The sequence below is a fragment of the Ruegeria sp. E5 genome (assembly GCF_056534105.1).
In genome coordinates this window covers 923,995-947,572 of record NZ_JBQFPA010000001.1, presented here as the reverse complement: position 1 = coordinate 947,572, position 23,578 = coordinate 923,995, and the positions used below count along the sequence as shown (strand labels likewise).

The following is a 23,578-nucleotide window of genomic DNA, read 5'->3' as shown; positions in this document are numbered from 1 at the left end:
CACCGGTTACGACTTATCCGATTCCTCGTGGGATTCATGCGCCAGATGGCCATCCCACTCTTCGGTTGGGATTTTCGGCTCGGGCGGGTCGGCCATGTACGAAGGTGTCATGATCTGCACGTTATTCTCATTGAACACGGCCACGATGTTGCGATGCAGGTCCGAGCGGATTTTCGGGATGATACTGCCCCGCGTGGTATAACCGTTGATCTGATAGTTTATCGCGTAATCGGCCAATGCGGTCCATAAAACAAAGGGTTCGGGCTTTGCCTTGATCCCCTTGGTGCGATGGGCGGCTTCTATCAGCATTGCCTCAACTTTCTCGGGTGGCTCTTCGTACCCGATGCCTACGGTCGTGTGCAGCAGCAACCCGCTACCGTCGGTTCTCTTCGAGAAATTCACCACGTCCGAATTCATCAACTGGGCGTTCGGGATCGAGATCAGTTCGTTCTTGATGGACTTAAGGTGCGTCTCCATCAGCTTGATCTGCACCACATCGCCAATATGTTCCCCGATCTGGATCCGATCCCCGATCGAAGTTGAGCGGCGATAGATCACGAAGAGCCCCGCCAGCATGTTCGACACGACCGAGTTTGCGCCCAGCGACAGCATGGCACCAACCAGAATCGTCAGCCCCTGAAACGCCGCCGAGTCTGACCCGGGGATGTAAGGGACAGCAAAGACCAGAGCGATCAGGATAACGACGACGCGGGCGATGTTGAAGGTCGGGTTCACCCAGTGGCTTTCAAAATCGCCCATGTCAAAGGTTCCCGCCTCGACGGCGTCAAAGAACACACGCATGCCCCGGATAATATACAGCGTTATCCATGCGATCAGTATCAACATGATCAGGTTTGGGATGTAGCTGAGGATGCCTTTGAAGATTAGCAGGACCGGTTCGGTCAAGTAGGTCAGCAGGAGTTGCGCGAAATAGCGCGTCTCGGCAAAGGCAAGCAGAACGAAGGAAAGGTAGTAGTAGAAGCCGAGGAAAAAGATCACCAGCAGGACAAAATTCAGAGCATACCGGATCAACGCGGCGATGGCCTCGGCCTGAACGCTTTTTGCGGTCGCGGTTTCGACATCCTTGAGGTAACGCTTGACCAGTTTCAGCGTACGGCGGCGAATGCGCCGGTGCAGCCACAGGATAACGACGACAAAAAGCGCGAATCCAGCTGTCCATGCTAAGGCTTCGATGGCACCCGAAACACGCGCCTGTTCGGTGCGGTTTGCGCGATAGCTTTCAATGGATTGTTTAATAGCGTCGCCGTGCAACAAACTGAGAACGTTCAAGTCCATCTGCTCAAGCTCGGAATCGGCATCGGTCACGATCGAAACTTGAACACCATCGGCAAAGATTCGAATGCCGAACTCTGAGTCCTCGAAGGTTATAGAGACCTGCTCGGCGTCTGAGGCCTCGGCGATTTCGATGATCTTGTTCTGTACACTCGCGGCCCGTTCCGGAGCGGGCAGCGCGCTGGAGCCGCGCAGGTGAAACAAGGTGTCGCCGTCAACGATAACCGGAGCCTGAAAAATCTCTGATTCAGTGTCTTCTATAGCAGGCTCTTCGCTAGTGGCGTTCTGTGCCCATACGGGCGACGCCAAAAGACCTATACAGGTTGTCACGAGCATCAGGCGAACAAATGCGCCAAGGGTCTGGATTGATTGAATCATTAGGCCTCCTGCCACAGGACTATATCTGACTGGAAGGGTCTGCCTAGAACATATCTGCAACGTCCGGCAGCAAACCTTTGAACCCGATGGTCGAAATGGGGCCAGGTTTGCTTGCAAACCCATGTTTCAAAGCATAGGTTCCCGCAAACTTTGCAGAGAGCTCTCTGCATCATCAGAACAAAGGAATATCCCATGGAAGGTGGCGCAATCGCCCAGTTTCTCCCGCTGATCCTGATCTTCGCGATTATGTATTTTCTGCTGATCCGTCCGCAGCAGAAAAAGATGAAGGAACATCAGGCCATGGTCGAAGCCGTGCGCCGGGGCGATCAGGTTGTCACCCAAGGCGGGCTGATCGGCAAGGTGTCGAAGGTCAAGGAAGGCGACAACGAGATCGAAGTCGAGATCGCCGAGGGCGTTAAGGTTCGCGTGGTCAAATCGACCATCGCTCAGGTTCTGAACAAGACCGAACCTGCGAAGTAACTTCGCGCGACAATTCCTTGAAAAGGCAGGGTAATGCTGCAAATTGATTCCTGGAAGCGGGTTCTGATCTGGTCGGTCTGTGTGATCGGTCTGTTCCTTGCCCTGCCGAATGCGTTTTATACGCGCGTAGAACAATCTAACGATGCCAAGGCTGCGATTGAGCTGGGCATTGATACACCTGAAATGCAGGCCGAGGCCGCGCAATGGCCGAACTGGCTGCCGTCGTCTCTGGTCAATCTCGGGCTCGACTTGCGCGGCGGCGCGCATTTGCTTGCCGAGGTCAAGGTTGATGATGTCTACGAATCCCGGATGGAGGCGATGTGGCCCGAAATCCGCGACGCGCTGCGTGATGAACGCGCGACGGTCGGCACGATCCGTCGTCAGGATTCGGCGCCTGACGAGATTCGCGTGCGCATCAGCCAACCCGAGGGCATGTCCCGCGCATTAGAGGTTGTGCGCGGTCTGGCCCGACAGGTGCAGACGCTGACCGGGGCAGGGGCAACAGATATAGAGGCCCGCGCTGAGGGGGACACTATCGTTGTCCAACTGTCCGAGGCCGAAAAGCTTGCTTCGGATGATCGTACTGTGCGCCAGTCCCTTGAGATCATCCGCCGTCGGATCGACGAGGTTGGCACACGCGAACCAACTATCCAGCGCCAGGGCGCTGATCGTATCCTTATTCAGGTGCCCGGTATCGGCAGCGCCGGGGAGCTCAAAGAGATTATCGGCACGACGGCACAGTTGACATTCAATCCTGTCGTTGGACGCGGGACTGACCCGGATGCAATTCCGGGCGTTGGTGAGAAGCTTGTGCCTTCGATCGATGAAGATGGTGTGTATTACACTCTGGATGCCGCACCCGTCGTGACCGGTGAAGAATTGGTCGACGCGCAGCCATCCTTCGACCAGAACGGCCGCCCTGCGGTCAGCTTTCGGTTCAACACCTCTGGAGCGCGCAAATTCGGCGATTACACGCTGGAAAACATTGGCGCACCCTTTGCTATCGTCCTGGATGACGAGGTGATCTCGGCCCCTGTAATCCAAAGCCATATCCCAGGTGGTTCGGGCATCATCACTGGCAATTTCACGGTTGAGGAAAGCACCAATTTGGCCGTCCTTCTTCGCGCAGGTGCCTTGCCTGCAGGTCTGGATTTCCTGGAAGAGCGCACCATCGGCCCTGAGCTGGGTCAGGACAGTATCGACGCAGGTAAGGTCGCGACAATCGTGGCTTTTGTCGCCGTGTTGGTATTTATGGCTCTCAGCTACGGCCTGTTCGGCATCTTCGCCAATGTTGCGCTGATCCTGAACGTGGGGCTTTTGTTTGGCCTGCTCTCACTGATCGGCGCCACGCTGACCTTGCCCGGGATCGCGGGTATCGTGCTGACCGTCGGCATGGCAGTTGACGCCAACGTGCTGATCTTCGAGCGTATCCGCGAAGAGCTGAAATCTGCCAAAGGTCCGGCGCGTGCCATCGAGCTGGGATACGAAAAAGCGCTTTCGGCCATTCTGGACGCAAACGTGACCACATTCATTACCGCAACCATCTTGTTTGCCATGGGCAGTGGTCCCGTGCGCGGCTTCTCCATTACGCTTGGTCTGGGTATTCTGACCTCGGTCTTCACCGCGATCTTTGTGACGCGTCTGATGATCGTGATGTGGTTCGAACGCCGCCGTCCGAAAACGATCGAGGTTTGACATGAGACTAAAACTCGTACCCCAAAACACCTCGTTCGATTTCTTTAGCCGTTGGAAGGTCTGGCTGGGCATCTCGGGTTTGATGATGGTGATCGCATTCACGTCATTCCTGCTGCAAGGGCTGAACTTCGGCATCGACTTTCGCGGCGGCACCACGATCCGGACCCAAAGCGCGCAAGAGATCGACGTCGGCGCCTATCGCGACGCCATCGCGCCGCTTGAGCTTGGCGATGTGACTATCACCGAGATTTTTGATCCCACCTTTGGTGAGGATGAAAACGTCGCGATGATCCGCATTCAGGCACAGGACGGGGCCGAAGCTGTGGCGGCCGCAACCGTCACAGCCGTCGAAGAAGCGCTGACCGTCGCCGCGCCGGATATCCAGTTCGTCTCGGTAGAATCGGTTGGCCCCAAGGTTTCGGGTGAGTTGATCCAGACCGCGGTCATTGCGGTCGCCTTGGCGATTGGCGCAGTGCTTGTCTATATCTGGCTTAGGTTCGAATGGCAGTTCGCACTCGGGGCGGTCGCCGCGTTGGTGCATGACGTGATCCTGACCATCGGCATCTTCTCGGAACTACAAATCCGTTTTGACCTGGCGATCATCGCCGCTCTACTGACTATCGTCGGCTATTCGCTGAACGACACCGTGGTCGTCTTCGACCGGGTTCGCGAAAACCTGCGGAAGTACAAGAAGAAAGACCTCAAAGAGGTGCTGAACATCTCGATCAACGAAACGCTCAGCCGGACGGTGATGACCTCTGTGACCACGCTGCTGGCGCTGATCTCGCTCTATGTACTGGGCGGAGACGTGATCCGAGGCTTTGTCTTCGCGATGATCTGGGGCGTGATCGTCGGGACCTATTCGTCGGTCTTCGTGGCCTCGACCATCCTGCTGTGGCTGGGGGTCAAGCGCGACTGGTCGAAGCCGTCGAATACGGCGGGCAACCAGTTTGCCAACATTGATGCCTGAGTATTTCGGCCAGACCCCAACCGGTCTGGCCGTTATTATTTTCGCCGCCTTTGTTGGGGGCATCGTGCGTGGGTTCTCCGGCTTTGGGACGGCCCTGATCTTCCTGCCCATCGCCAGCCCGTATCTTGGCCCCTTCGGTGCCATCATCGCGCTGACGGTCATGGACATATTTGGCCCGATCCCGAACCTGCGCCGCGCATGGACGGTTGTTGACAAGGCAGATCTGATGCGCCTTCTGGTCGGGTGCGCGCTACTTCTACCGGTTGGCTTATGGCTGCTAACCCGGACCGATCCCGAAGTGTTTCGCTATATCGTCAGCCTGATTTCATTGTCGATGCTGGCCGTTCTGGTTTTTGGTCTGCGCTACCGGGGAGCGGTATCGCGTGGCATGGTTGCTGCGATCGGCGGGGCTGCAGGGCTACTGGGCGGGGTAGCCGGGATACCTGGGCCTGCTGTCATCCTGTTTTATATGTCACGGCCCTTACCGGTTGAGATCATCCGCGCGACGATCCTACTGTTCCTGTTTGCTTTCGATTTGCTGATCCTTGGATATCTTGGCGGGATGGGGCGTCTTTCGATCGCGAGCATCGGATTGGGCCTTGCGCTTGCGGTTCCCAACATCACGGGCAACTGGCTGGGGGGCTGGATGTTCCGACCCGAGTACGAGAACCTCTACCGCGCCGCAGCCTATCTGGTGATTGCAACAGCGGCCTTGTCCGGCCTGCCGCTTTGGGGCTAGAACCCTGCACATGCGCCTGAACGAGATCACATATACAAACGCTCAGCCGGTTGATGGCTATGGCCCCGGGTTCTTTCGGATAGGCGGGGAAGTTCATGATGGGGCAGTCCTGACCGGCCCCACTGGTACATCGGCTTGGGCGGGTTACTCCGACGCCCAGACCCTGCTGGCCTTGTCCGAACATGTCGATGTTCTGTTCATCGGTACGGGCAAAGAACTGACCCACATCCCAGCCGACTTGCGCACCACATTGGAAGAGGCAGGTATGGGTGTCGAAATCATGAACTCTCCGGCGGCCTGCCGCACCTACAACGTGCTGCTTTCCGAAGGCCGCCGCGTTGCGCTTGCGCTGATCCCGGTCTGAGGATCTGTTCTTCCACTGGCTAAAAATATCCTGGGGAGTGTGAGGGGCTGGCCCCTCACTGCGACCCAACCGGCCGCTCTGCGGCAATTCCGACCTTTTGCCCACACGCACAATCCGCTAAGCGGGCTTCATGACTTTAAAGGTAACCGATCTGGCCATCGCACGCGGCGGAGTTCCCGTGCTCGAAGGGCTGAGCTTCTCGCTCGAGGCAGGAAGGGCGCTGATCCTGCGGGGACCGAATGGGATCGGAAAGACAACATTACTGCGTACGCTTGCGGGCCTGCAACCGCCGCTGGCAGGGCAAATCGTCGGGGCAGAAGACCAGATCGCATACGCGTCTCATTCCGACGGGTTAAAACCGACCCTGACCGTTGTCGAAAACCTCAACTTCTGGGCGTCGGTCTTTGGCACCCGTGATATCCAGCACGCCCTTGATGCGTTTGAGCTGAACGAGTTGGCTGACCGCCATGCGGGCAACCTTTCGGCGGGGCAGAAACGGCGTCTGGGATTGGCGCGCATGTTGGTTACTGGCCGCCCGATCTGGATGCTGGACGAGCCGACGGTCTCGCTGGATCGTCACGCCGTGCAGATGTTTGCGGATGCGGTGCGCGCGCATCTGGGGCAGGGTGGTTCGGCCCTGATTGCGACCCATATTGATCTTGGACTGGACGGAGAGGTTCTGGACGTTGGCCCCAACAAGGCCAAGCCCAAACCTATCGACGATTTCGACGGAGGTTTCTTGTGATCGCCTTATTGCTGCGTGATCTGAAATTGGCCTTCCGTGCGGGGGGTGGCTTTGGCCTCGGTCTTGCTTTCTTCCTGATCGTCACCGTTTTGGTGCCATTCTCGGTTGGCCCGCAATCTTCGCTGCTTTCGACCATCGCACCGGGCGTTCTTTGGCTGGGCGCGCTTTTGGCGTGTCTGCTGTCACTTGATCGCCTTCTGGCGCTGGATTGGGAAGACGGCTCGCTTGATCTGCTCGCGACCGCGCCGCTTCCGTTGGAATCGGTTGTTACCGTCAAAGCGCTAGCCCATTGGCTAACCACCGGATTGCCGCTGGTTCTGGCCGCGCCGTTCCTAGGCGTGTTGCTAAACCTGCCTGTACCCGGGTTTTCGTGGCTAGTGATCTCACTGCTCCTCGGTACTCCGGCGATGAGCGTTATCGGCACCTTTGGCGCGGCCCTTACTGTTGGTCTAAAACGGGGCGGTCTGCTACTGTCGCTTCTGGTTTTGCCGCTCTACGTGCCGACTTTGATTTTCGGAGCCGAGGTCGCCCGACGCGGTGCGACAGGCATGGAGACGCAAACGCCCCTGCTAATGCTGGCAGGGATTACCGCCGCAACGGTCGCACTTTTACCCTTTGCCAGCGCAGCGGTACTGCGCATCAATCTTAGGTGATGGCCACAAAGCTTGACTGAGGTCAATTGAGAACCACGCCGACTCGGACTAGATAGAGCCCATGACAATCGCAGCCAAAGCCAATGCCCTTTGGGAATACGCCAACCCGCGTAAGTTCCTCGCGACCAGCGAACGGGTCCTTCCGTTCTTCTGGATCAGCTCAGGTCTGTGTCTGGTCGTCGGATTGATCTGGGGCTTTTTCTTCACCCCGGATGACTACAAGCAAGGCTCGACCGTAAAGATCATCTATTTGCATGTGCCCGCCGCGTTGATGGCGATCAATTGCTGGCTGATGATGCTGGCAACTTCGCTGGTCTGGCTGGTGCGTCGCCACCATGTCAGTGCGCTGGCTGCCCGCGCCGCTGCGCCCATCGGCATCGTGATGACACTGATCGCATTGGCCACCGGAGCGATCTGGGGGCAGCCTATGTGGGGGACATGGTGGGCCTGGGACCCGCGCCTGACATCGTTCCTGATCCTGTTCCTGTTCTATCTAGGTTATGTCGCGCTTTGGGAAGCGATCGAAGATCCGGATACAGCGGCGGACCTGACCTCGGTCCTTTGCCTCGTGGGTTCTGTCTTTGCGTTCCTCAGCCGGTATGCGGTGAACTTCTGGAATCAGGGGCTGCATCAGGGGGCTTCGGTGATGCGCGCCGGGGCGATCACAGGCACGGATACTGAAGAGAAGGTAAGCAATATCTACTTCTATCCACTGCTGCTTTGCATCATCGGCTTTGTACTGCTGTTCATTGCGCTGGTCTTCTATCGTACGGGCACAGAAATTCGCGCCCGCCGGACCAAGGCGCTTATGGCGCGTGAAAGGGTGAGCGGATGATGCCTGATCTTGGAAAATATGCCGATACCGTCTTGTGGTCCTATGTCGTGTCAATCGGACTTCTGATCGCATTGGTGGGTTTCAGCGTGATCCGGGGCCGTAAAGTACGGGCCGAGATGGAGAAGGTTGAACAAAGGATGTCACGCAATGGCTAAGATTTCGCCCCTGATGATCGCGCCTCCGCTGATTTTCGGCGCCTTCGCTGTGCTCGCGGGCATCGGCATGTTCCGTGACGATCCCAACGCCTTGCCCTCGGCGCGCGAGGGTCAGCCAGCGCCGCCGGTTGTACTGACCGAGTTCGCGGGCAAACCGGGCTTCGATGATGCCACATTGCGTGATGGCGAGGTCAAGCTGGTCAACTACTGGGCCAGTTGGTGTGCACCATGCCGCGTCGAACACCCCAATCTGCAGGCTCTGTCTGACGAGAGTATCCCCGTCTATGGTATCAACTACAAAGATCAACTGGACAACGCCGAAGGATTTCTTGCTGAACTGGGCGATCCCTATGCCGGTATCGGTCGGGATGAACAGGGCCGAATGGGGCTGGACTGGGGCGTCTACGGTGTGCCCGAAACCTATGTGATCGACGGTGAGGGCACGATCATCCTGCGCTGGGCTGGTCCGGTCACTCAGCGGGTGATCGAAAGCACGATCCGCCCAGCGCTTGAGAAAGCCGCAGGTGGCTCATAAGCGATAGCCACCGGTGACGCCCAGAACCTCACCAGTGATGAAGGATGCGGCATCGGACGCCAGAAACCTGACGACTTTGGCGATATCCTCGGGCTTTCCCGCGCGACCTAAAGCGGTTTCTTTGACAAACAGCGCGGTCAACTCCTCGGACCGGGGCGCTTCGGGGATGTTGATCGCACCCGGCGCGACTGCATTAACGCGTATCCCCTTTGGCCCAAGCTCCTTAGCCATGGCGTGGGTCCATAGATTCAGGGCGGCCTTGCTTGCCCCATAGGTCACCGCATCCCGAGGCGGCAAGACCGCGTTCATGGATGAGATACTGACGATTGAGGCGTCGCGTTTCAGATGTGGTAGCGCAGCAGCCAACAATGCGGCGGGGGCCAGCAGGTTCAAATCCAGAATGGCGCGGTGGTCCTCGGCTCGAAATTCCTCTTTGGGGGTAGATTTCACAAGGCCGGCATTGTTGACGATCACATCCAGCCGTCCAAACCTCTCGATCACCTGCGAAATCACGCTAGCCGGCTGGTCGGGCGCAGATAGATCAGAGCGTATGGCCAGAACATCCCCACCCAGTAGCTCGGGCGTGGGTTTACTCGACAACCAAGTAAACGCGACGCGGTGATCACGGCTGAGGTCTTCGACGATTGCACGCCCAATTCCGCGTGCACCGCCGGTTATCAATGCGACTTTGTCCATAATCGTAGGAAATCGGTAAAATGGCCGGGATTCAAGCCGTTACTTACGGACCAAAATCCAGATCATCGCGCCGATGAATGCAAAGGTGGTCAGATTCATAAGCGTATCCGTCAGATCACCGATCAGCATGGCTCAGCCCCTCTTCTCGTAGCCCTCGGAACAGGCAGACCATCAGCAGAACCGAGATGAACACAAAGGGCAGCGCCCCGAGTGAGATCAGGACTTTGACCGATTCCACCGAGCCCGACAGGATCATCGCGACACTCAACAAGCCCAGCAATGCACCCCAGATCAGCCGCACGCGCGGGGGCGGGTTTTCATCCCCCTGGGATGAGAATGTACCCAGCACAAAGGCCGCGCTTACAACGCTGGTTACGATGAACAGAAACGCCGCTGCTACGGTTGCAAGTATTGTGATCTGCGATAAGGGCAAACGGTCGAGCAGGGCGAAGGTCACACGCTCGATGTTTGTTTGCGTATAGGCCAGCAGTTCACCGGCACCGTTGAGCGCCTCGAACAGACCGATGCCGCCAAAGGCACCGAACCAAAGGATCGAGAACAGCGTGGGCGCAAAGAGTACTCCGATCACGAATTCCCGGATCGTGCGACCGCGAGAGATACGCGCGACAAACACACCAACAAAAGGTCCCCAGGCGATCCACCAGACCATATAGGTGAGGGTCCAGTCGCTGAACCATCTGGTGACGTCATCGCCGAAGAAGGTGAAGGTCTGAAAGCCCCGAGGGATGACATTGGTGACGTAATCGCCGAACCCTTGAACCACGGTATTCAATAGATACTCGGTGGGGCCGAGGACCACTGTATAGGCCACAAGGCAGATCGCGATCAGCATTGCCGCATTCGACAAGCGCGCCATGCCTTGGCCAAGGTCGATTAACAGAGCAGGGATGTAGGCTGCGACCATCGCCAGGAAAACAACGCCGATCAGAAGGGCACCAACCGTTTCCCGGCCACCCAGAACCGCAATCCCGTCCGCAACCTGGAACACGCCCATCGCCATTGAACCGCCAACACCGATAGAGATTGCAACAATGGCCATGAAATCCGACAGCCACCCGACCCGCTCGGCCCAGCGTTCGCCGGGAAACAGGCTTTTGATCGGGGCGCTGACCATCATGCCTGTCCCGCGCCGAAAGCTGAAATAAGCGATGGTCAGCGCGGTCGAACCGTAAATCGCCCAGGCGTGCAGGCCCCAATGGAAGTTTGTTGCCAGCATGGCCTGCTGCGCGGCGACATAGTCGGGTGCCATGCCCGAGATGAAGTTGAAATGGGTCAGGGGCTCGGCGACCGCCCAGAACAGCAGTCCAACGCCCATTCCTGCGGAGAACAGCATTGAGATCCAGGTGGCGGTCGAGAACTCGGGCTCTTCATCATCCCGGCCCAGACGGATTTTGCCATAGGGTGAAAAGGCCAGAACCAAACACCCGATCAACATGCCTGAGGCCGCGAGCATCACGAACCAACCGCGACTGTGGAAGGTTTGTTGCACGATGCTGTTGGCCCAAGTCACCAAGCTTTCGATATCGACGACGCCCCAGATCCCGATCACGGCGATGACGCTAAGCGAGCAAACCAGTAGGGCGTTGGGCTTTTTCATGGTGATGGAATTCCGAAGACTGTCTTGCCCAACAGTTTCAGATTTTTGAATAAATGGCCAGAAAACAAAACCCCCGGCGCAGGGCCGGGGGCTGAGGTTGGATATCAACCTGCTGATTTATGACGCTTTTGCGAGATTGCGCAGCACGTATTGCAGCACACCGCCGTTTTCGATGTATTCGATCTCGGGCGCGGTATCGATGCGGCACTTCAGGGTGATCGTCTTTTCGGTACCATCTCCGTAAATGATGGTGCAGGGCACTTCCTGCAGGGGCTCAACCGAATCCAACCCGTGGATCGAAACGGTCTCATCACCCTTCAGACCCAGTGTCTTGCGGGTATCACCATCGGTGAATTCGAATGGTATGACGCCCATGCCTACCAGGTTTGAACGGTGGATACGCTCAAAGCTTTCGGCGATCACTGCCTTGACGCCAAGCAGAGCTGTGCCCTTGGCCGCCCAGTCGCGTGACGAACCTGCACCGTACTGTTCGCCGCCAAAGACGACCAGCGGGGTGCCTTGCTCCTGATAGGCCATCGATGCATCGTAGACCGAGGTTTGTTCACCATCCGGGCCTTTTGTATAACCGCCTTCGACGCCATCCAGCATCTCGTTCTTGACGCGGATATTGGCGAAGGTGCCGCGCATCATGATCTCGTGGTTGCCACGGCGTGAGCCATACGAGTTGAATTCGCGCGGCTGAACCTGACGATCGGTCAGATACTTCCCTGCAGGTGTCGTTGTCGCAAACGAACCGGCGGGCGAGATATGGTCGGTGGTGATCATGTCGCCCAGGATCAGCAGAACCTTTGCACCATCGATATTCGAGATTGTGCCCGGCTCAGGCCCCATGCCTTGGAAATAGGGAGGGTTTTGAATGTAGGTTGACGTCGGTGGCCAATCATAGGTTTCCTGTTGTGGAACCTCGACCTCCTGCCATTTCTCGTCGCCTTTGAAGACATCGGCATATTTCGACTGGAACGCCTCGCGGGTCACGGTTGCCTCAACCAATTCGGCGATTTCGCTTTGGGTCGGCCAGATGTCTTTCATGTAGACATCGTTGCCGGCCTGATCCTGTCCAATCGGTTCCGAGGTCAGGTCGATGTCCAACGTACCAGCCAAAGCATAAACCACCACCAGCGGCGGTGAAGCCAGATAGTTGGCGCGCACGTCGGGCGAGATGCGGCCTTCAAAGTTGCGGTTGCCTGACAGCACCGAAGTGGCAACAAGATCGCCTTCGGCAATCGCTTCGCTGATTTCCCTTTGGATCGGACCCGAGTTGCCAATACAGGTGGTGCAGCCATAGCCAACTAGGTTGAAGCCGATCTTGTCCAGATCTTCCTGCAGACCCGCAGCCTCCAAGTAGGCGGACACAACCTGCGAGCCGGGCGCCAATGAGGTCTTTACCCACGGTTTGCGATCCAATCCCAGCGCGGCGGCTTTACGTGCAACGAGGCCCGCGCCGATCATCACATACGGGTTCGACGTGTTGGTGCAGGAGGTGATCGAAGCGATCACGACTTTGCCCGATTCCATGCCGTAGTTTTCGCCTTTGACCTCTATTTGTTTGCCCATCGGGCGTTTGAAGGTCTCGGCCATTTCCTTGGTGAATGCGGCCTTGGCGTCGGTTAGTGCGACATAATCCTGCGGCCGTTTCGGGCCCGAGATCGCAGGAACAATTGTGCCCATATCCAGCGACAGAGTGTCGGTGTAGATCGGCGCGTAATCGGCATCGCGCCAGAAGCCGTTTTCCTTGGCGTAGGCCTCGACCAATGCGATGCGGTCTTCGTCGCGTCCAGTATTGCGCATATAGCGCAAGGTCTCGCCGTCAATCGGGAAGAAACCACAGGTCGCGCCGTATTCGGGGGCCATGTTGGCAATGGTTGCGCGATCGGCCAAGGGTAAGCGGTCCAGACCTTCGCCGTAGAATTCAACGAATTTACCAACCACGCCTTTCTCGCGTAGCATCTCGACGACTTTCAGGACAAGGTCAGTTCCCGTTGTGCCTTCGACCATCGAACCGGTCAGTTCAAAACCCACAACCTCGGGGATCAGCATCGAGATCGGTTGACCCAGCATCGCTGCCTCGGCCTCGATCCCGCCAACGCCCCAACCCAGAACGGCCATGCCGTTGACCATGGTGGTGTGGCTATCAGTACCAACAAGTGTATCGGGATAAGCGACTTCGGTGCCGCTCTGATCGGTGTCTGTCCAGACGGTCTGCGCCAGGTATTCCAGGTTTACTTGGTGGCAGATTCCGGTGCCGGGAGGCACGACGCGGAAATTGTTGAACGCGTTCTGACCCCATTTCAGGAACTGATAGCGTTCCATGTTGCGCTCATATTCGCGGTCCACGTTCATCTGAAACGCGCGTGGGTTGCCGAACTCATCAATCATGACCGAGTGGTCGATGACCAGATCGACCGGGTTCAGCGGGTTAATCTTTTGCGCGTCCCCACCAAGGCCCTTGATGCCGTCGCGCATCGCTGCCAGATCCACCACGGCCGGAACTCCGGTAAAGTCTTGCATCAGTACCCGGGCAGGGCGATAGGCAATCTCACGTGGGTTCTTGCCACCGTTGGCACCCCATTCGGCAAAGGCTTTGATGTCATCGACGGAAACCGAGAACCCGTCATCTTCGAACCGCAGCATGTTTTCCAGAACCACTTTCAGCGCGGCAGGCAGATTCGAAAAATCGCCTAAGCCTGCTTCTTGCGCGGCTGGAATCGAATAATAGGAAATGGATTTGCCATTCACGTTCAGGCTGCGGCGTGTCTTGGCGGTGTCCTGTCCGACCTTGATGGGCATCTGTGGCCTCCCTCTCAAATGACTTGGAATACGGGCTTCGCTAAGGGTTATCTGCATTACCACACCAGTTGTTTCAAGGTGCAACGGGCAGTTTGGGTGGTTTTTTGTATACCATTGCACACATTTTGTCGAAAGCTTGTGTCTGAGGTCTCAAGAAACCTTGATTGGCAGTTTATTCGGTTCCGACTTAAACCTTTCAGGCAATCATCCTCTATCGAGAGAAAACATGCTCAGATCAGTCGCTGCGACCGCGTTTGTTTCACTCTTTCTTGCTGCCCCGGCTCAGGCGCAGGATGATCCGGTGGTGGTCGAACTGTTCACCTCGCAGGGGTGCTCGTCCTGCCCGCCAGCGGACCGGATCATGCATGAATTGGCCAAGCGGGATGATGTAATCGGTCTGGCGTTGCATGTGGATTACTGGGACTACATTGGCTGGAAAGATGAATACGCCAATCCCGACCACACCGATCGTCAGCGCGCCTATGCACGTGAAGGCGGGCGGACGATGATCTACACGCCGCAGATGGTTGTGAATGGGCAGCAGGATGTGGTTGGGGCCAAGTCAATTGAACTGAACCGGCTAATCGATGCACACCTGACTGCGCCGCCGGAGGCCGAGGTCAGTGCCACGCGTACCGCGAACGAAGTATCCATGAATGTCGTTCCGATCGAGTTACCAGACGACGAAACCTACGATGTTCGGATTGTGCAGTATTCGCCGATGCGTCGCACCTCGATCCGGCGTGGCGAATTGGCCGGACATGATCTGGATTATGCAAATGTGGTCGAGAATTGGCAGATTGCCGGTCGCTGGGATGGCCAAACACCGCAGAGTTTCACCGCAACATTGTCATCGGAATTGCCTGCCGTTGTTCTGATCCAGCGCAGTGGCCATGGTCCGATCGTGGCCGCAGCGCGGGTTAAGTGATCAGGGCATATCCTTTGGCTGGACCCCCAGTCCCCTCCAGGACTTCCAGCGCCGATGAATCCAGAACCATTGTCCCATGTGCTGACGCACCATCGCTTCCAGGTCGTCATTGGTGAACTGGGTCATGGTTTTGGCATCAGTATGCGGGACCGGGTCGTGTAGGACGATCTCAAAATCGATCCCGTTGGGTTGGCGCACTGCATAGCAGGGGATCAGCACAGCCTTGTATTTGATCGCAAGTTCCGCGTTCAGCACCGAGGTGACGGCGGGTTTGCCGAAAAAGGTCAGCTCCTCACCACCATGCGCATGCAGGTCGGATACAATGGCAATGATGCCTCCGCTTTTCAGTGAACGGACCATTTCGACCATACCTCGGCGGCCCTGTTCGAACATGGGCGACCCGGTCTGATAGAATGCCTCGACATACATGTCGTTGAAATATGGATTTGCCATGCGGCGATAGAGGCTGCCGATGGGTTTACCGCTACGCGCCTGCAGCGCGACCCGCGCGGCCAGATAGTGCCCGAAATGCGCAGTGATCATCATCACTGGACGCCCTTCCGCCACGGCGGCATCAAATGCTTCGACACCCGAGCCCGATACTTTGGCCTTGCTTTGTCGCTCGATGAAACCGTCGGCTGAAAAATGCTCCATGATCGCGCGCCCGGCATTGTCAGGCACGGCGCGGCAGATGCGTTTGACCTCGGCCTCGGGCAGGTCTGGGCAGGTGAGTTTCAGGTTGCGGCGCACGCGGGTTCGAAAGCCGACAATGGGGGCAAGCCAGCGCACAATCGCGCCCATCGCTCCGATGCGGCGCTCATATGGCAGCAGGCGCATGCCGCGGATTACGCCGGTCAGAAACAGGTTGGCGACGTAGTATTTTCCAAGCTCAAATCGGCTTAGTTCCGACTTTTCGACGGGCATGGGGAGAGACACCTGAGCGTTGTGAACTGCGCGACGAGACATACAGGCCCCATCGTGCGATCACAAGTGGTCGCGCCTTGCCGGACTATTCTGCATTCTCCTCCGCCTCGACCAGTGCGATCGCGCCCTCGTCCAAAAGCGCGCGGATGGCTGCAACGATCTGCGACATCGCTTCTTCACTGTCGGATTGTTTGACCTTGCCACGTTCGGCCATTTCTTCCCGTAAGTTGTCCGCCATGCGAGAGGACATGTTGGCTAGGAAGAACTCGACCGTGGCAAGGTCTTCGTCGCTATTGGCTCCGGCCAACGCCGTGATGAGAACGGGTTGATCCACACCGCGCAGAATCGCTGGAACATCGCGCGGTTGGATGCGCGAGGGTACATGCGAAAAGATGAAGATCGATTGCCGGACGGTATCCGCAAAATCGGCGTCTTCTTCGTCCAGCGCGGTCAGCAAACCATCACGCGTTGCCGCGGCCGACTGGTTGAGGATCGCGCCCACACGCTCACCCGGCCCATCCCGAAAGGCGGGCTCGGGGCGTTGATCCAGCTGAGCGGCCAAGGACCATCCGATCCGCTCAACCGCCTCGGGCGTCACGTTGGCGGTTTTCGATACAGCATAGGTTATCCGTCGCGCTGTGGGGCCAGGCAGGTGGCCCAACAACTGGGCGGCCTTTGCGGTTTCGAGTTTCGACAGCATGACGGCGGCGACTTCGGTGCTTTCAGCTTTGGCCATTTCGGCCAGATCTTCTGAGGGTACTTCGCGCAAACGCTGCCATGGGTCACCGATCTGCCTCACGCCAGCTACCTTGCGCAGCCGGGCGGCGGTGGCGGGGGCGATCTTGCCGTTCACCGCGTCCAAAGCACCGGCAAGCCCATGGGGAAATGCAAGCCCTACGCCATCCAGCGCATCGGCAAATTCCTGCGCGACGGCGGCCAGCGTTACCCGGTCAACCAACCCCATCTGTCCAAGTTGGTGGGTAAGTTGTTCCTGCAGTGAATCAGGAAGCTCTTCCAGCGGGATATCCGCCCCCTCGTTCAGCAGCAGCCGAACCACAACTGCGGCTTTCTCTCGGTTGCTGAGGGCGCGCGGCACAACACGTGGCGCATCATCGTCTTGTTCAACGACCGGGGGTTGCGCGCCCGGCGTCATCTGCACCATTAGGTTCGTGTCCTGCATCTGCCTGCAATGCCTCATTCGCGTTGCAGGCAGAATATAGAGAGTCGGGTAAAGAAACCCTGAAACTCAGTAGCTATATGTCAGCCCTGTTCTGATCGCTTCGCGCAGCGATGTCTCAGCCCATGTGCCTTCGCCACCACGCGCCTTGATCTCGCGCCATTGTGCGATGGCCAACTCGGTCTTGCCCTGGGTAACAAATCCCTGACCCATGTAGCTGCGGGCGAGGATGTTGTCGGGGTTGGATTCAATTGCTTTCTGGTAAAACGCGTCAGCCAGTTTCAGCTCACCCATCTTGCGATAGGTGAACCCCCAATAGGTCTGCACCCGATCATCATCTTGATCCATGATACGCAGAATGCCCTGAGCATTTTCGTACTGCCCGTCGTAAGCCAACTCGCGCAAGGCATCATACAGTTGGTCTTCGGTGAAATTTGTCTTGTTGGGTTTGACGCAGCGCCCGGCTGCCTCGTCATAGACGCGGCCAAACAGGCATTTCTTTGTGGTGTTGGTGGGCTTGGGCGGGCTGCTGTCCCCACCACCCGCAGCAATGGCCATGGGCGCGAAGGTAAAGGCCTGAAGAGCGATGGCCGAGGCTAGTACAAGACGCATTTTCCTACTCCGTTGTCAAAGAGACTTGTTACAATCATAGCTTGATCTTCAAAAAAGCTAACGATTGACTGATCGCTTTTATTCACAAGCAGGAAATAAAAATGTCAGCTATTGACGATTTTCATGCAGCTTTGGCTTTCGCTGTCCCAAATTGTGCCTTCAGCACAGGACTGGGTTTGCTTGGTGTAACCGTTACAGGCAAATCCGGCGGTGCCCGCACAGATAAGAGCAATTGCGCATAGAGCAGTTCGTAGCATCGAGTTTTCCTTTCGCGGAAACTGTGCCAACAGATTAACCGATTTTTGCCAATCTGGCAAAGACACAAGGCCCGGCTGCATTGAGCAAGCCGGGCCAAGTTTTTAGCACTGTTTGAGTTTGAATTATTCGCCGAATACGCGGGCGAAAATCGTATCTACATGTTTGGTATGGTAGCCGAGATCGAATTTCTCTTCGATTTCTTTCGGGCTCAGCGCGGCGGTGACATCGGCGTCGGCCAACAGTTCCTCTTTGAAGTCGGTGCGATGCTCCCAGACTTTCAGCGCGTTGCGCTGAACCATGGCATAGGCATCCTCGCGGCTTACACCGGCTTGGGTCAACGCCAACAGCACTCGTTGGCTCATGACAAGACCGGGGAACTTGTTCATGTTCTCGATCATGTTCTCGGGGAAGATCAGCATCTTGTCGATTACACCGGTCAATCGCGCGAGTGCAAAGTCCAGCGTGATAGTGGCATCCGGCCCGATCATGCGTTCGACCGAGGAATGCGAGATATCGCGCTCGTGCCACAGCGCCACGTTCTCCATCGCCGGGATCACGGCCGCACGCACCATGCGCGCAAGACCGGTCAGGTTCTCGGTCAGCACCGGGTTCTTCTTGTGCGGCATCGCCGAGGAACCTTTCTGTCCCATCGAGAAGAACTCGGCACCTTCCAACACCTCTGTCCGCTGCATATGGCGGATTTCGATAGCGATGTTTTCGATGCTGCTGGCGATAACACCCAGTGTGGCGAAGAATGCGGCGTGACGGTCGCGGGGAATGACCTGCGTGCTGATCGGTTCAGGCACCAGACCCAGCTTGTCGCAGACATGCTCTTCAACCTGCGGGTCGATATTCGCAAACGTCCCGACCGCGCCGCTGATCGCTCCGGTGGCGATTTCCGCGCGGGCATCGCGCATCCGGGACAAGTTGCGGTCCATCTCGGCATAGAAGCGGGCAAAGGTCAGGCCCATCGTGGTGGGTTCGGCATGGATACCGTGGCTGCGACCGATGCGAACGGTGTCTTTATGCTCGATCGCGCGGCGTTTCAGGGCAGCCAACAGACCTTCGAGGTCTGCAATCAGCAGGTCGGCGGCGCGGGTCAGTTGCACATTGAAGCAAGTGTCCAGCACGTCCGAGGAGGTCATGCCCTGATGCACGAAACGAGCTTCCTCGCTACCCACATGTTCGGCCAGATGGGTCAGGAAGGCGATGACGTCGTGTTTGGTGACGGCTTCGATCTCGTCGATACGGGCGACATCAAACTCCACATCCTTGGCTTTCCACACGGCCTCGGCGTTTTCACGCGGGATCACGCCTAGATCGGCCATGGCGTCGCAGGCGTGCGCCTCGATCTCGTACCAAATGCGGAACTTGCTCTCGGGTGACCAGATGGCGACCATGTCGGGGCGTGAATAGCGGGGAATCATTGGCGGCAGCACCTTTTTATGATTGGGATGAGGCGTTGGCGCGGGGTTTAGCCGCGCATTGACCAAGGAACAAGGCGCGAGTGCTGGGATGAGACGGTTTGCCCTGATTTTATTGCTTTGGCCCGGATTTGTGGCCGCCGACGAGTTTCAGCAACTGACGGGTGATGAGATTCTGATGGCGCTTGCTGGCAAAAAGCTCGACTATGGCGAGGGGATCACCCAGACCTTCGATAGCAATATGCAAACGCAGTACTTTTCAGGCCGCCCAAGTTCGGAACGATGGGCCGTTCGTGATGATCGCTATTGCTCGGTCTGGCCGCCTTCGGATTTCTGGGCTTGTTATGATGTTGAGCAAAGCGGTGAAACCATCCGGTTTGTGGATGATTCAGGCAATACAACTGACGGAATCTATTTGAAGTGAGCCTGCCCAGAAATATTTATGATTTCCAGGGGGTTTGGGACCTGAGCCGCCTCATCCGGGACGAGCGTGCAGGCCAGATCATTCAGGCCGAGGGTAAGGCAGAGCTACGGCAAGATACCCAAGGGTTGGTCTATGATGAGACGGTCACGCTGCGTGTTCCGGGGCAGCCTGCAATGACGGGAACGCGTCGATACCTTTGGCGCGACGCCGGTGATCGGATCGCTATCCATTTTGATGATGATCGGTTTTTTCACGCACTCAAACTTGGCCAAACCCGCGTCAAGGATCATCACGATTGCCCGCCGGACAGCTATGATGCAGACTATGATTTCTCAGGATGGCCGCGCTGGACAGTCCGCTGGAATGTATCAGGACCGCGAAAATCCTATGAAATGGAGACCAAATACGCGCTGCGATAGCGTAATCATCTTGCAGCAACGGCCCGGAACGGGCATTGCTGCATGTGCAAATAAGTCCGAATGTGGAGAAATGAGATGAACGCAAACGTACTGGCCAATGCTTTTGGCCCGCGTGAGGGGACGGCGCTGCGCGTCAAGCAGGTGGCTCTGGTTGCCCTGGGTATCGTTGCTCTGGCTGTTGCAGCCAAAATCAAAGTGCCGATGTGGCCGGTTCCGATCACCATGGGCACATTCGCCGTTCTGACCATCGGCACCGCTTATGGCGCGCGCCTTGGCCTGATCACGATGCTGGGTTACCTGCTGGTTGGTGCTCTGGGCTTTGACGTGTTTGCAGGTTCCTCGGCCGAAAAATACGGCCTGACCTACATGATGGGTGGCACCGGCGGCTATCTGGTCGGTTACCTGATGGCGACCATTCTGCTGGGCGCACTGGCCGCGCGCGGCTGGGACCGTTCGGTCGGCAAGCTGGCGCTGGCGCTGGTACTGGCCAACGTGCTGATCTACGTGCCGGGACTGCTGTGGTTGGGTCAGCTGTATGGCTGGGACAAGCCGATCCTGGAATGGGGTCTGACACCGTTCCTGCTGGGTGACGCGATCAAGCTGGCGCTGGCCGCTCTGCTGATCCCTGGCCTGTGGAAGCTGCTGGGCGACGCACGCACCTGATAGCGCGCTCTTGCGCAAGACACACCCGCGTTCGGAGCTTTCCGGACGCGGGTTTTTTATTGCCTGCAGAACAGGATACTGGACAAAGTCAAACTGCATGGGCAACCTGACATCAGAAAACTGATCAGGTTATTGAGATATGCGTATTTTGTTAAGCTTGGTGCTTGCCGCAAGTGCCGTGACTTGGTTGGCTGTAACGCCTGTGCAATCCGACACGCCGGTGACTTACACCGATGAAGGACGCGCCCTGTTCCGCTTTGAGGTTCCCGACTTTTGGGCATTGCGTACCGGTGGCCCGCGTGAAATCGAGGATACCAATCTGGGCGATGCCCGTGCGGTTTCGCGCGTCATGGGGATCAGACCGGTGACCGACGATAATGTCTGGATGGGCTTCGTCTCACCATCACGGGTTTCCAGCATTCAGGGCGGGCTGAGCTATCTTGAGGATATCGACAAATTCCTCGTCAAAGACCCGACCGTGACCAGCACCAGCAATACAAGGATTGGTGGGCGGCCAGCCCACGTTATTCGAGGCACCGGCAATCGGGATGGGCGAGGCGTAAACTTTACCGCCACCGTGATTGACCTGCCGCGTGACCGTATTGCGATAGGGGTTGCGATCCTGCGTGACGGGGCCGACCCGTCTTATGTTGATGCCTTGAACGCCGTTTTCGCGTCGTTCCGGTCTTTGCAGTAAGGAGGCTCGGATGACTCGCAAACTGTTAAAACGGTCTGTTCTGGCGCTGGGGTTGGGTACTGCAACGTTTACATTGTCCGCCTGCGATGGCGTGTCCGTCGGGGTAGGGTATGGCGTTGGGTATGACCCGTTCTACGACGCGATGCTGTGGAATGATTACTACCACGACCGTAACGTGAATGTAGATGTTGACATAAACCGCCCAGACCGGCCCGACCGCCCCGATCGACCGGTTCGTCCGAACCCTCCACCGCGGCCAAAGCCACCGATCGCCAAACCGCCGTCGCGTCCGCATCCCCCGGTGGCGCGTCCTCCGACGGCACGGCCACCAATTCACCGACCCTCACCGAGGCGCCGTTAGAAAAAGGGGGCAAAAGCCCCCTTCAATCATTATCATAAGCTGACAAAGGTGGTTTTCAGTCCAGCAGCTCAGTCGTGATATGGGCCGAGCCTTCAAGGGTTCGGTGCACGGGACATTTATCTGCGATCTCTAATAGCTTAGCACGTTGCGCGGCATCCAGCGGCCCTTGTAGCCGTATCTTGCGGCGGAACTGATCGACCTTGCCATCGCTGGCCAGTCCGGCGTCCTGCGCGTGTACCTTGTCGTGGCAGACATCGACGGTGATACCCGTCAGCGGCCATTTCTTGCGCCGCGCATACATGCGAATGGTCATCGAGGTACAGGCGCCCAATCCCGAGGACACAAATCCATAAGGGGACATGCCTCGGTCCGTTCCTCCGTACGAGGCGGGCTCGTCAGCGACCGCATGGTGTCGCGGGCCGGACTGGATGTCTTGCAGGAACCCTGCCGGGTCTGCCTCGGTCACGCGAACAACACCTTCCGGGGCGCCGGGTGGTGGGGCGGGCGGGCACAGTTTGACGTATCTCGACACCCAAGCCGCAATGACATCCGCCGCGTAATCCGCATCAGCGGCGCGCGTGATCAGATGGTCGGCATCGTCCAGCGTGACAAAACTTTTTGGATGCTTCGCAGCCAGAAAGATGGTGCTGGCGTTGTCAATGCTGACCGTGTCATCGCGCGGTGCGTGCAGGATCAGAAGCGCTGCTTTCAAATCTGAAACGGCAGGGCTAAGCGCGGCCTCTGAAATGTCATCGACAAAAGCTTTGCCAATGCGGAACGGGCGACCGCCAAGCGAAACCTCTGCGCTGCCTTGCGCCTGAATCTCGGGCAGGGCGGCCTCGAAATGGTGTGATACGTGGCCCGGGTCAGCAGGCGCACCCAATGTGACGACCGCCTTGATCGACGGTATGCCAGCGCGTGCGCGCAGTACCGCAGCGCCGCCAAGTGAATGGCCAATCAGCAGGGCGGGGGCCATGTTGCGGCCGGACAGGTAGTGCGCTGCAGCGATCAGATCTTCGACATTTGAGGTGAATGTCGTATTCGCAAACTCTCCATCCGAGTGGCCAAGGCCTGTAAAATCAAACCTGAGCACGGCGATGCCCATCGCCGCCAAACGCGCCGAAATGCGCCGTGCGGCAGGTATGTCCTTAGAGCAGGTAAAGCAATGCGCAAACAAAGCCGTTGCCAGTACCGGCCCGTCCGGCAGATCAAGGCGCGCGGCCAATTGGCTGCCGTCGTGACCGGCGAAAGTAATGCGTTCGGTGGGCATGATGAATCCTTGGTGGTCCAGGTTTCGACAATACTGTGTGCTGTGTGCGGTTCTCTCAACCCCTGTGTCAGTGGCGTAACAGGAAGGTGAGGGGGTGGGACCACGTAGCCCTTGGCGCGTCGCATCAATGCATTGTTGGGGTTGGTATTTGAACAATCAAAAAATGTGATGATAATTCGGATAAACATTCATTTTACTTATTTATACTTGGACCCCAACTTGCAATCATCCTTCTTATCCAAAGCAGAGGTCAAAATGGCACATACAACATCTGCACCGCTAAGCCCGACACTCCACGCCGGAGTTCTGTTGGCAATTCTCGTGACTGGCGCAATTGGTTTTGCACTGGGACAAAGCTGGCCGCTGACCAATACGTCTGAGGACACGCCAACTCTCACCGCGCCTGAAGATTGGCACGGTAATGTCAGACGGTCCCACTGGTCGAACTAGGCCATAG

Annotated in this window: 26 protein-coding genes; 17 read left to right on the top strand and 9 right to left on the bottom strand. The window is 57.4% G+C overall.

Annotated elements, in window-relative coordinates; genetic code table 11:
• Positions 1–6 precede the first annotated feature (6 nt).
• Positions 7–1,671, bottom strand: a complete 1,665-nt coding sequence (locus tag ACR0BI_RS04810) for a mechanosensitive ion channel family protein (RefSeq protein ID WP_480438678.1) — start codon at positions 1,669–1,671, stop codon at positions 7–9.
• 192 nt (positions 1,672–1,863) lie between these two features.
• Here ACR0BI_RS04810 and yajC point away from each other — a divergent pair, with 192 nt between their 5' ends.
• The 10 genes from yajC (at position 1,864) to ACR0BI_RS04760 (ending at position 8,842) form a co-directional block, all read left to right on the top strand.
• The gene (gene yajC / locus ACR0BI_RS04805; protein WP_155151194.1) at positions 1,864–2,151 is read left to right on the top strand and encodes a preprotein translocase subunit YajC; all 288 of its coding nucleotides are present in this window, start codon (positions 1,864–1,866) and stop codon (positions 2,149–2,151) included.
• A gap of 33 nt (positions 2,152–2,184) precedes the next feature.
• Positions 2,185–3,846, top strand: a complete 1,662-nt coding sequence (gene secD, locus ACR0BI_RS04800) for a protein translocase subunit SecD (protein WP_170597971.1) — start codon at positions 2,185–2,187, stop codon at positions 3,844–3,846.
• A gap of 1 nt (position 3,847) precedes the next feature.
• Positions 3,848–4,816 (top strand): protein translocase subunit SecF, encoded by a 969-nt coding sequence (gene secF / locus ACR0BI_RS04795; protein WP_170396385.1) that lies wholly within the window; start codon positions 3,848–3,850, stop codon positions 4,814–4,816.
• The gene (locus ACR0BI_RS04790; RefSeq protein WP_170817936.1) at positions 4,809–5,555 is read left to right on the top strand and encodes a TSUP family transporter; all 747 of its coding nucleotides are present in this window, start codon (positions 4,809–4,811) and stop codon (positions 5,553–5,555) included. Before secF ends, ACR0BI_RS04790 begins: the two co-directional genes overlap by 8 nt.
• Before the next feature lie 10 nt (positions 5,556–5,565).
• On the top strand, positions 5,566–5,919 hold the full coding sequence (locus ACR0BI_RS04785) for an Mth938-like domain-containing protein (RefSeq protein WP_170565867.1): 354 nt from the start codon (positions 5,566–5,568) through the stop codon (positions 5,917–5,919).
• Between the two features lie 130 nt (positions 5,920–6,049).
• Positions 6,050–6,664 (top strand): heme ABC exporter ATP-binding protein CcmA, encoded by a 615-nt coding sequence (ccmA, locus tag ACR0BI_RS04780; protein ID WP_170403218.1) that lies wholly within the window; start codon positions 6,050–6,052, stop codon positions 6,662–6,664.
• Positions 6,661–7,317, top strand: coding sequence for a heme exporter protein CcmB (ccmB, locus tag ACR0BI_RS04775; protein WP_170396393.1), 657 nt, complete (start codon positions 6,661–6,663; stop codon positions 7,315–7,317). Before ccmA ends, ccmB begins: the two co-directional genes overlap by 4 nt.
• 61 nt (positions 7,318–7,378) lie before the next feature.
• The gene (locus ACR0BI_RS04770) at positions 7,379–8,152 is read left to right on the top strand and encodes a heme ABC transporter permease (protein ID WP_170396395.1); all 774 of its coding nucleotides are present in this window, start codon (positions 7,379–7,381) and stop codon (positions 8,150–8,152) included.
• On the top strand, positions 8,149–8,307 hold the full coding sequence (ccmD, locus tag ACR0BI_RS04765) for a heme exporter protein CcmD (RefSeq protein WP_170422269.1): 159 nt from the start codon (positions 8,149–8,151) through the stop codon (positions 8,305–8,307). The genes ACR0BI_RS04770 and ccmD overlap by 4 nt, the downstream gene beginning before the upstream one ends.
• The gene (locus ACR0BI_RS04760; RefSeq protein ID WP_480561336.1) at positions 8,300–8,842 is read left to right on the top strand and encodes a DsbE family thiol:disulfide interchange protein; all 543 of its coding nucleotides are present in this window, start codon (positions 8,300–8,302) and stop codon (positions 8,840–8,842) included. The genes ccmD and ACR0BI_RS04760 overlap by 8 nt, the downstream gene beginning before the upstream one ends.
• On the opposite strand, the gene ACR0BI_RS04755 is transcribed toward ACR0BI_RS04760, so the two are convergent.
• The 3 genes from ACR0BI_RS04755 to acnA all read right to left on the bottom strand — a co-directional run bounded on the left by ACR0BI_RS04755 (position 8,837) and on the right by acnA (position 13,964).
• A complete protein-coding gene (locus tag ACR0BI_RS04755; RefSeq protein ID WP_170422266.1) occupies positions 8,837–9,538 on the bottom strand; it encodes an SDR family NAD(P)-dependent oxidoreductase in 702 nt (233 codons plus the stop codon). The genes ACR0BI_RS04760 and ACR0BI_RS04755 overlap by 6 nt on opposite strands.
• 115 nt (positions 9,539–9,653) lie before the next feature.
• Positions 9,654–11,156: a BCCT family transporter gene (locus ACR0BI_RS04750; protein ID WP_480561337.1), complete on the bottom strand. Its 1,503-nt coding sequence runs from the start codon at positions 11,154–11,156 to the stop codon at positions 9,654–9,656.
• Between the two features lie 117 nt (positions 11,157–11,273).
• Positions 11,274–13,964 carry an aconitate hydratase AcnA gene (acnA, locus tag ACR0BI_RS04745; RefSeq protein WP_480561338.1) on the bottom strand — a complete coding sequence of 897 codons (2,691 nt, stop codon included), beginning with the start codon at positions 13,962–13,964 and terminating at the stop codon, positions 11,274–11,276.
• A 226-nt stretch (positions 13,965–14,190) separates the two neighbouring features.
• Between acnA and ACR0BI_RS04740 the strand changes: the two genes are divergently transcribed.
• Entirely contained in the window at positions 14,191–14,892 is a 702-nt protein-coding gene (locus tag ACR0BI_RS04740; protein WP_170396404.1) for a DUF1223 domain-containing protein, read from the top strand.
• On the opposite strand, the gene ACR0BI_RS04735 is transcribed toward ACR0BI_RS04740, so the two are convergent.
• The 4 genes from ACR0BI_RS04735 to purB all read right to left on the bottom strand — a co-directional run bounded on the left by ACR0BI_RS04735 (position 14,893) and on the right by purB (position 19,290).
• Entirely contained in the window at positions 14,893–15,816 is a 924-nt protein-coding gene (locus ACR0BI_RS04735) for a lysophospholipid acyltransferase family protein (RefSeq protein ID WP_170396406.1), read from the bottom strand.
• An 85-nt stretch (positions 15,817–15,901) separates the two neighbouring features.
• Positions 15,902–16,969 (bottom strand): flagellar motor switch protein FliG, encoded by a 1,068-nt coding sequence (locus tag ACR0BI_RS04730; RefSeq protein WP_480561829.1) that lies wholly within the window; start codon positions 16,967–16,969, stop codon positions 15,902–15,904.
• A 93-nt stretch (positions 16,970–17,062) separates the two neighbouring features.
• Positions 17,063–17,605, bottom strand: a complete 543-nt coding sequence (locus ACR0BI_RS04725; protein ID WP_480561339.1) for a hypothetical protein — start codon at positions 17,603–17,605, stop codon at positions 17,063–17,065.
• Positions 17,606–17,985: 380 nt separating this feature from the next.
• Positions 17,986–19,290 (bottom strand): adenylosuccinate lyase, encoded by a 1,305-nt coding sequence (gene purB / locus ACR0BI_RS04720; RefSeq protein WP_170396410.1) that lies wholly within the window; start codon positions 19,288–19,290, stop codon positions 17,986–17,988.
• Positions 19,291–19,378: 88 nt separating this feature from the next.
• On the opposite strand from purB, the gene ACR0BI_RS04715 reads away from it, so the two are divergent.
• The 5 genes from ACR0BI_RS04715 to ACR0BI_RS04695 all read left to right on the top strand — a co-directional run bounded on the left by ACR0BI_RS04715 (position 19,379) and on the right by ACR0BI_RS04695 (position 21,851).
• Complete coding sequence (locus ACR0BI_RS04715) at positions 19,379–19,711, top strand: hypothetical protein (protein ID WP_480561340.1); 333 nt, start codon at positions 19,379–19,381, stop codon at positions 19,709–19,711.
• The gene (locus ACR0BI_RS04710; protein ID WP_170396414.1) at positions 19,708–20,130 is read left to right on the top strand and encodes a DUF6314 family protein; all 423 of its coding nucleotides are present in this window, start codon (positions 19,708–19,710) and stop codon (positions 20,128–20,130) included. The genes ACR0BI_RS04715 and ACR0BI_RS04710 overlap by 4 nt, the downstream gene beginning before the upstream one ends.
• A gap of 75 nt (positions 20,131–20,205) precedes the next feature.
• Positions 20,206–20,793, top strand: a complete 588-nt coding sequence (locus tag ACR0BI_RS04705; protein WP_170396416.1) for a biotin transporter BioY — start codon at positions 20,206–20,208, stop codon at positions 20,791–20,793.
• Positions 20,794–20,932: 139 nt separating this feature from the next.
• On the top strand, positions 20,933–21,490 hold the full coding sequence (locus ACR0BI_RS04700; protein ID WP_480561341.1) for a hypothetical protein: 558 nt from the start codon (positions 20,933–20,935) through the stop codon (positions 21,488–21,490).
• A 10-nt stretch (positions 21,491–21,500) separates the two neighbouring features.
• Positions 21,501–21,851 (top strand): hypothetical protein, encoded by a 351-nt coding sequence (locus tag ACR0BI_RS04695; RefSeq protein WP_170396420.1) that lies wholly within the window; start codon positions 21,501–21,503, stop codon positions 21,849–21,851.
• A gap of 55 nt (positions 21,852–21,906) precedes the next feature.
• On the opposite strand, the gene ACR0BI_RS04690 is transcribed toward ACR0BI_RS04695, so the two are convergent.
• On the bottom strand, positions 21,907–23,121 hold the full coding sequence (locus tag ACR0BI_RS04690; protein ID WP_170403180.1) for a bifunctional alpha/beta hydrolase/OsmC family protein: 1,215 nt from the start codon (positions 23,119–23,121) through the stop codon (positions 21,907–21,909).
• A gap of 255 nt (positions 23,122–23,376) precedes the next feature.
• Here ACR0BI_RS04690 and ACR0BI_RS04685 point away from each other — a divergent pair, with 255 nt between their 5' ends.
• Positions 23,377–23,571 carry a hypothetical protein gene (locus ACR0BI_RS04685; protein ID WP_170396424.1) on the top strand — a complete coding sequence of 65 codons (195 nt, stop codon included), beginning with the start codon at positions 23,377–23,379 and terminating at the stop codon, positions 23,569–23,571.
• Positions 23,572–23,578 lie beyond the last annotated feature (7 nt).

Coding starts and splice junctions, on each gene's coding strand:
- ACR0BI_RS04810 (WP_480438678.1), bottom strand. CDS start 1,671: ATGATTCAATCAATCCAGACCCTTGGCGCATTTGTTCGCCTGATGCTC.
- yajC (WP_155151194.1), top strand. CDS start 1,864: ATGGAAGGTGGCGCAATCGCCCAGTTTCTCCCGCTGATCCTGATCTTC.
- secD (WP_170597971.1), top strand. CDS start 2,185: ATGCTGCAAATTGATTCCTGGAAGCGGGTTCTGATCTGGTCGGTCTGT.
- secF (WP_170396385.1), top strand. CDS start 3,848: ATGAGACTAAAACTCGTACCCCAAAACACCTCGTTCGATTTCTTTAGC.
- ACR0BI_RS04790 (WP_170817936.1), top strand. CDS start 4,809: ATGCCTGAGTATTTCGGCCAGACCCCAACCGGTCTGGCCGTTATTATT.
- ACR0BI_RS04785 (WP_170565867.1), top strand. CDS start 5,566: ATGCGCCTGAACGAGATCACATATACAAACGCTCAGCCGGTTGATGGC.
- ccmA (WP_170403218.1), top strand. CDS start 6,050: ATGACTTTAAAGGTAACCGATCTGGCCATCGCACGCGGCGGAGTTCCC.
- ACR0BI_RS04770 (WP_170396395.1), top strand. CDS start 7,379: ATGACAATCGCAGCCAAAGCCAATGCCCTTTGGGAATACGCCAACCCG.
- ccmD (WP_170422269.1), top strand. CDS start 8,149: ATGATGCCTGATCTTGGAAAATATGCCGATACCGTCTTGTGGTCCTAT.
- ACR0BI_RS04760 (WP_480561336.1), top strand. CDS start 8,300: ATGGCTAAGATTTCGCCCCTGATGATCGCGCCTCCGCTGATTTTCGGC.
- ACR0BI_RS04755 (WP_170422266.1), bottom strand. CDS start 9,538: ATGGACAAAGTCGCATTGATAACCGGCGGTGCACGCGGAATTGGGCGT.
- ACR0BI_RS04750 (WP_480561337.1), bottom strand. CDS start 11,156: ATGAAAAAGCCCAACGCCCTACTGGTTTGCTCGCTTAGCGTCATCGCC.
- acnA (WP_480561338.1), bottom strand. CDS start 13,964: ATGCCCATCAAGGTCGGACAGGACACCGCCAAGACACGCCGCAGCCTG.
- ACR0BI_RS04740 (WP_170396404.1), top strand. CDS start 14,191: ATGCTCAGATCAGTCGCTGCGACCGCGTTTGTTTCACTCTTTCTTGCT.
- ACR0BI_RS04735 (WP_170396406.1), bottom strand. CDS start 15,816: ATGCCCGTCGAAAAGTCGGAACTAAGCCGATTTGAGCTTGGAAAATAC.
- ACR0BI_RS04730 (WP_480561829.1), bottom strand. CDS start 16,969: ATGACGCCGGGCGCGCAACCCCCGGTCGTTGAACAAGACGATGATGCG.
- ACR0BI_RS04725 (WP_480561339.1), bottom strand. CDS start 17,605: ATGCGTCTTGTACTAGCCTCGGCCATCGCTCTTCAGGCCTTTACCTTC.
- purB (WP_170396410.1), bottom strand. CDS start 19,290: ATGATTCCCCGCTATTCACGCCCCGACATGGTCGCCATCTGGTCACCC.
- ACR0BI_RS04715 (WP_480561340.1), top strand. CDS start 19,379: ATGAGACGGTTTGCCCTGATTTTATTGCTTTGGCCCGGATTTGTGGCC.
- ACR0BI_RS04705 (WP_170396416.1), top strand. CDS start 20,206: ATGAACGCAAACGTACTGGCCAATGCTTTTGGCCCGCGTGAGGGGACG.
- ACR0BI_RS04700 (WP_480561341.1), top strand. CDS start 20,933: ATGCGTATTTTGTTAAGCTTGGTGCTTGCCGCAAGTGCCGTGACTTGG.
- ACR0BI_RS04695 (WP_170396420.1), top strand. CDS start 21,501: ATGACTCGCAAACTGTTAAAACGGTCTGTTCTGGCGCTGGGGTTGGGT.
- ACR0BI_RS04690 (WP_170403180.1), bottom strand. CDS start 23,121: ATGCCCACCGAACGCATTACTTTCGCCGGTCACGACGGCAGCCAATTG.
- ACR0BI_RS04685 (WP_170396424.1), top strand. CDS start 23,377: ATGGCACATACAACATCTGCACCGCTAAGCCCGACACTCCACGCCGGA.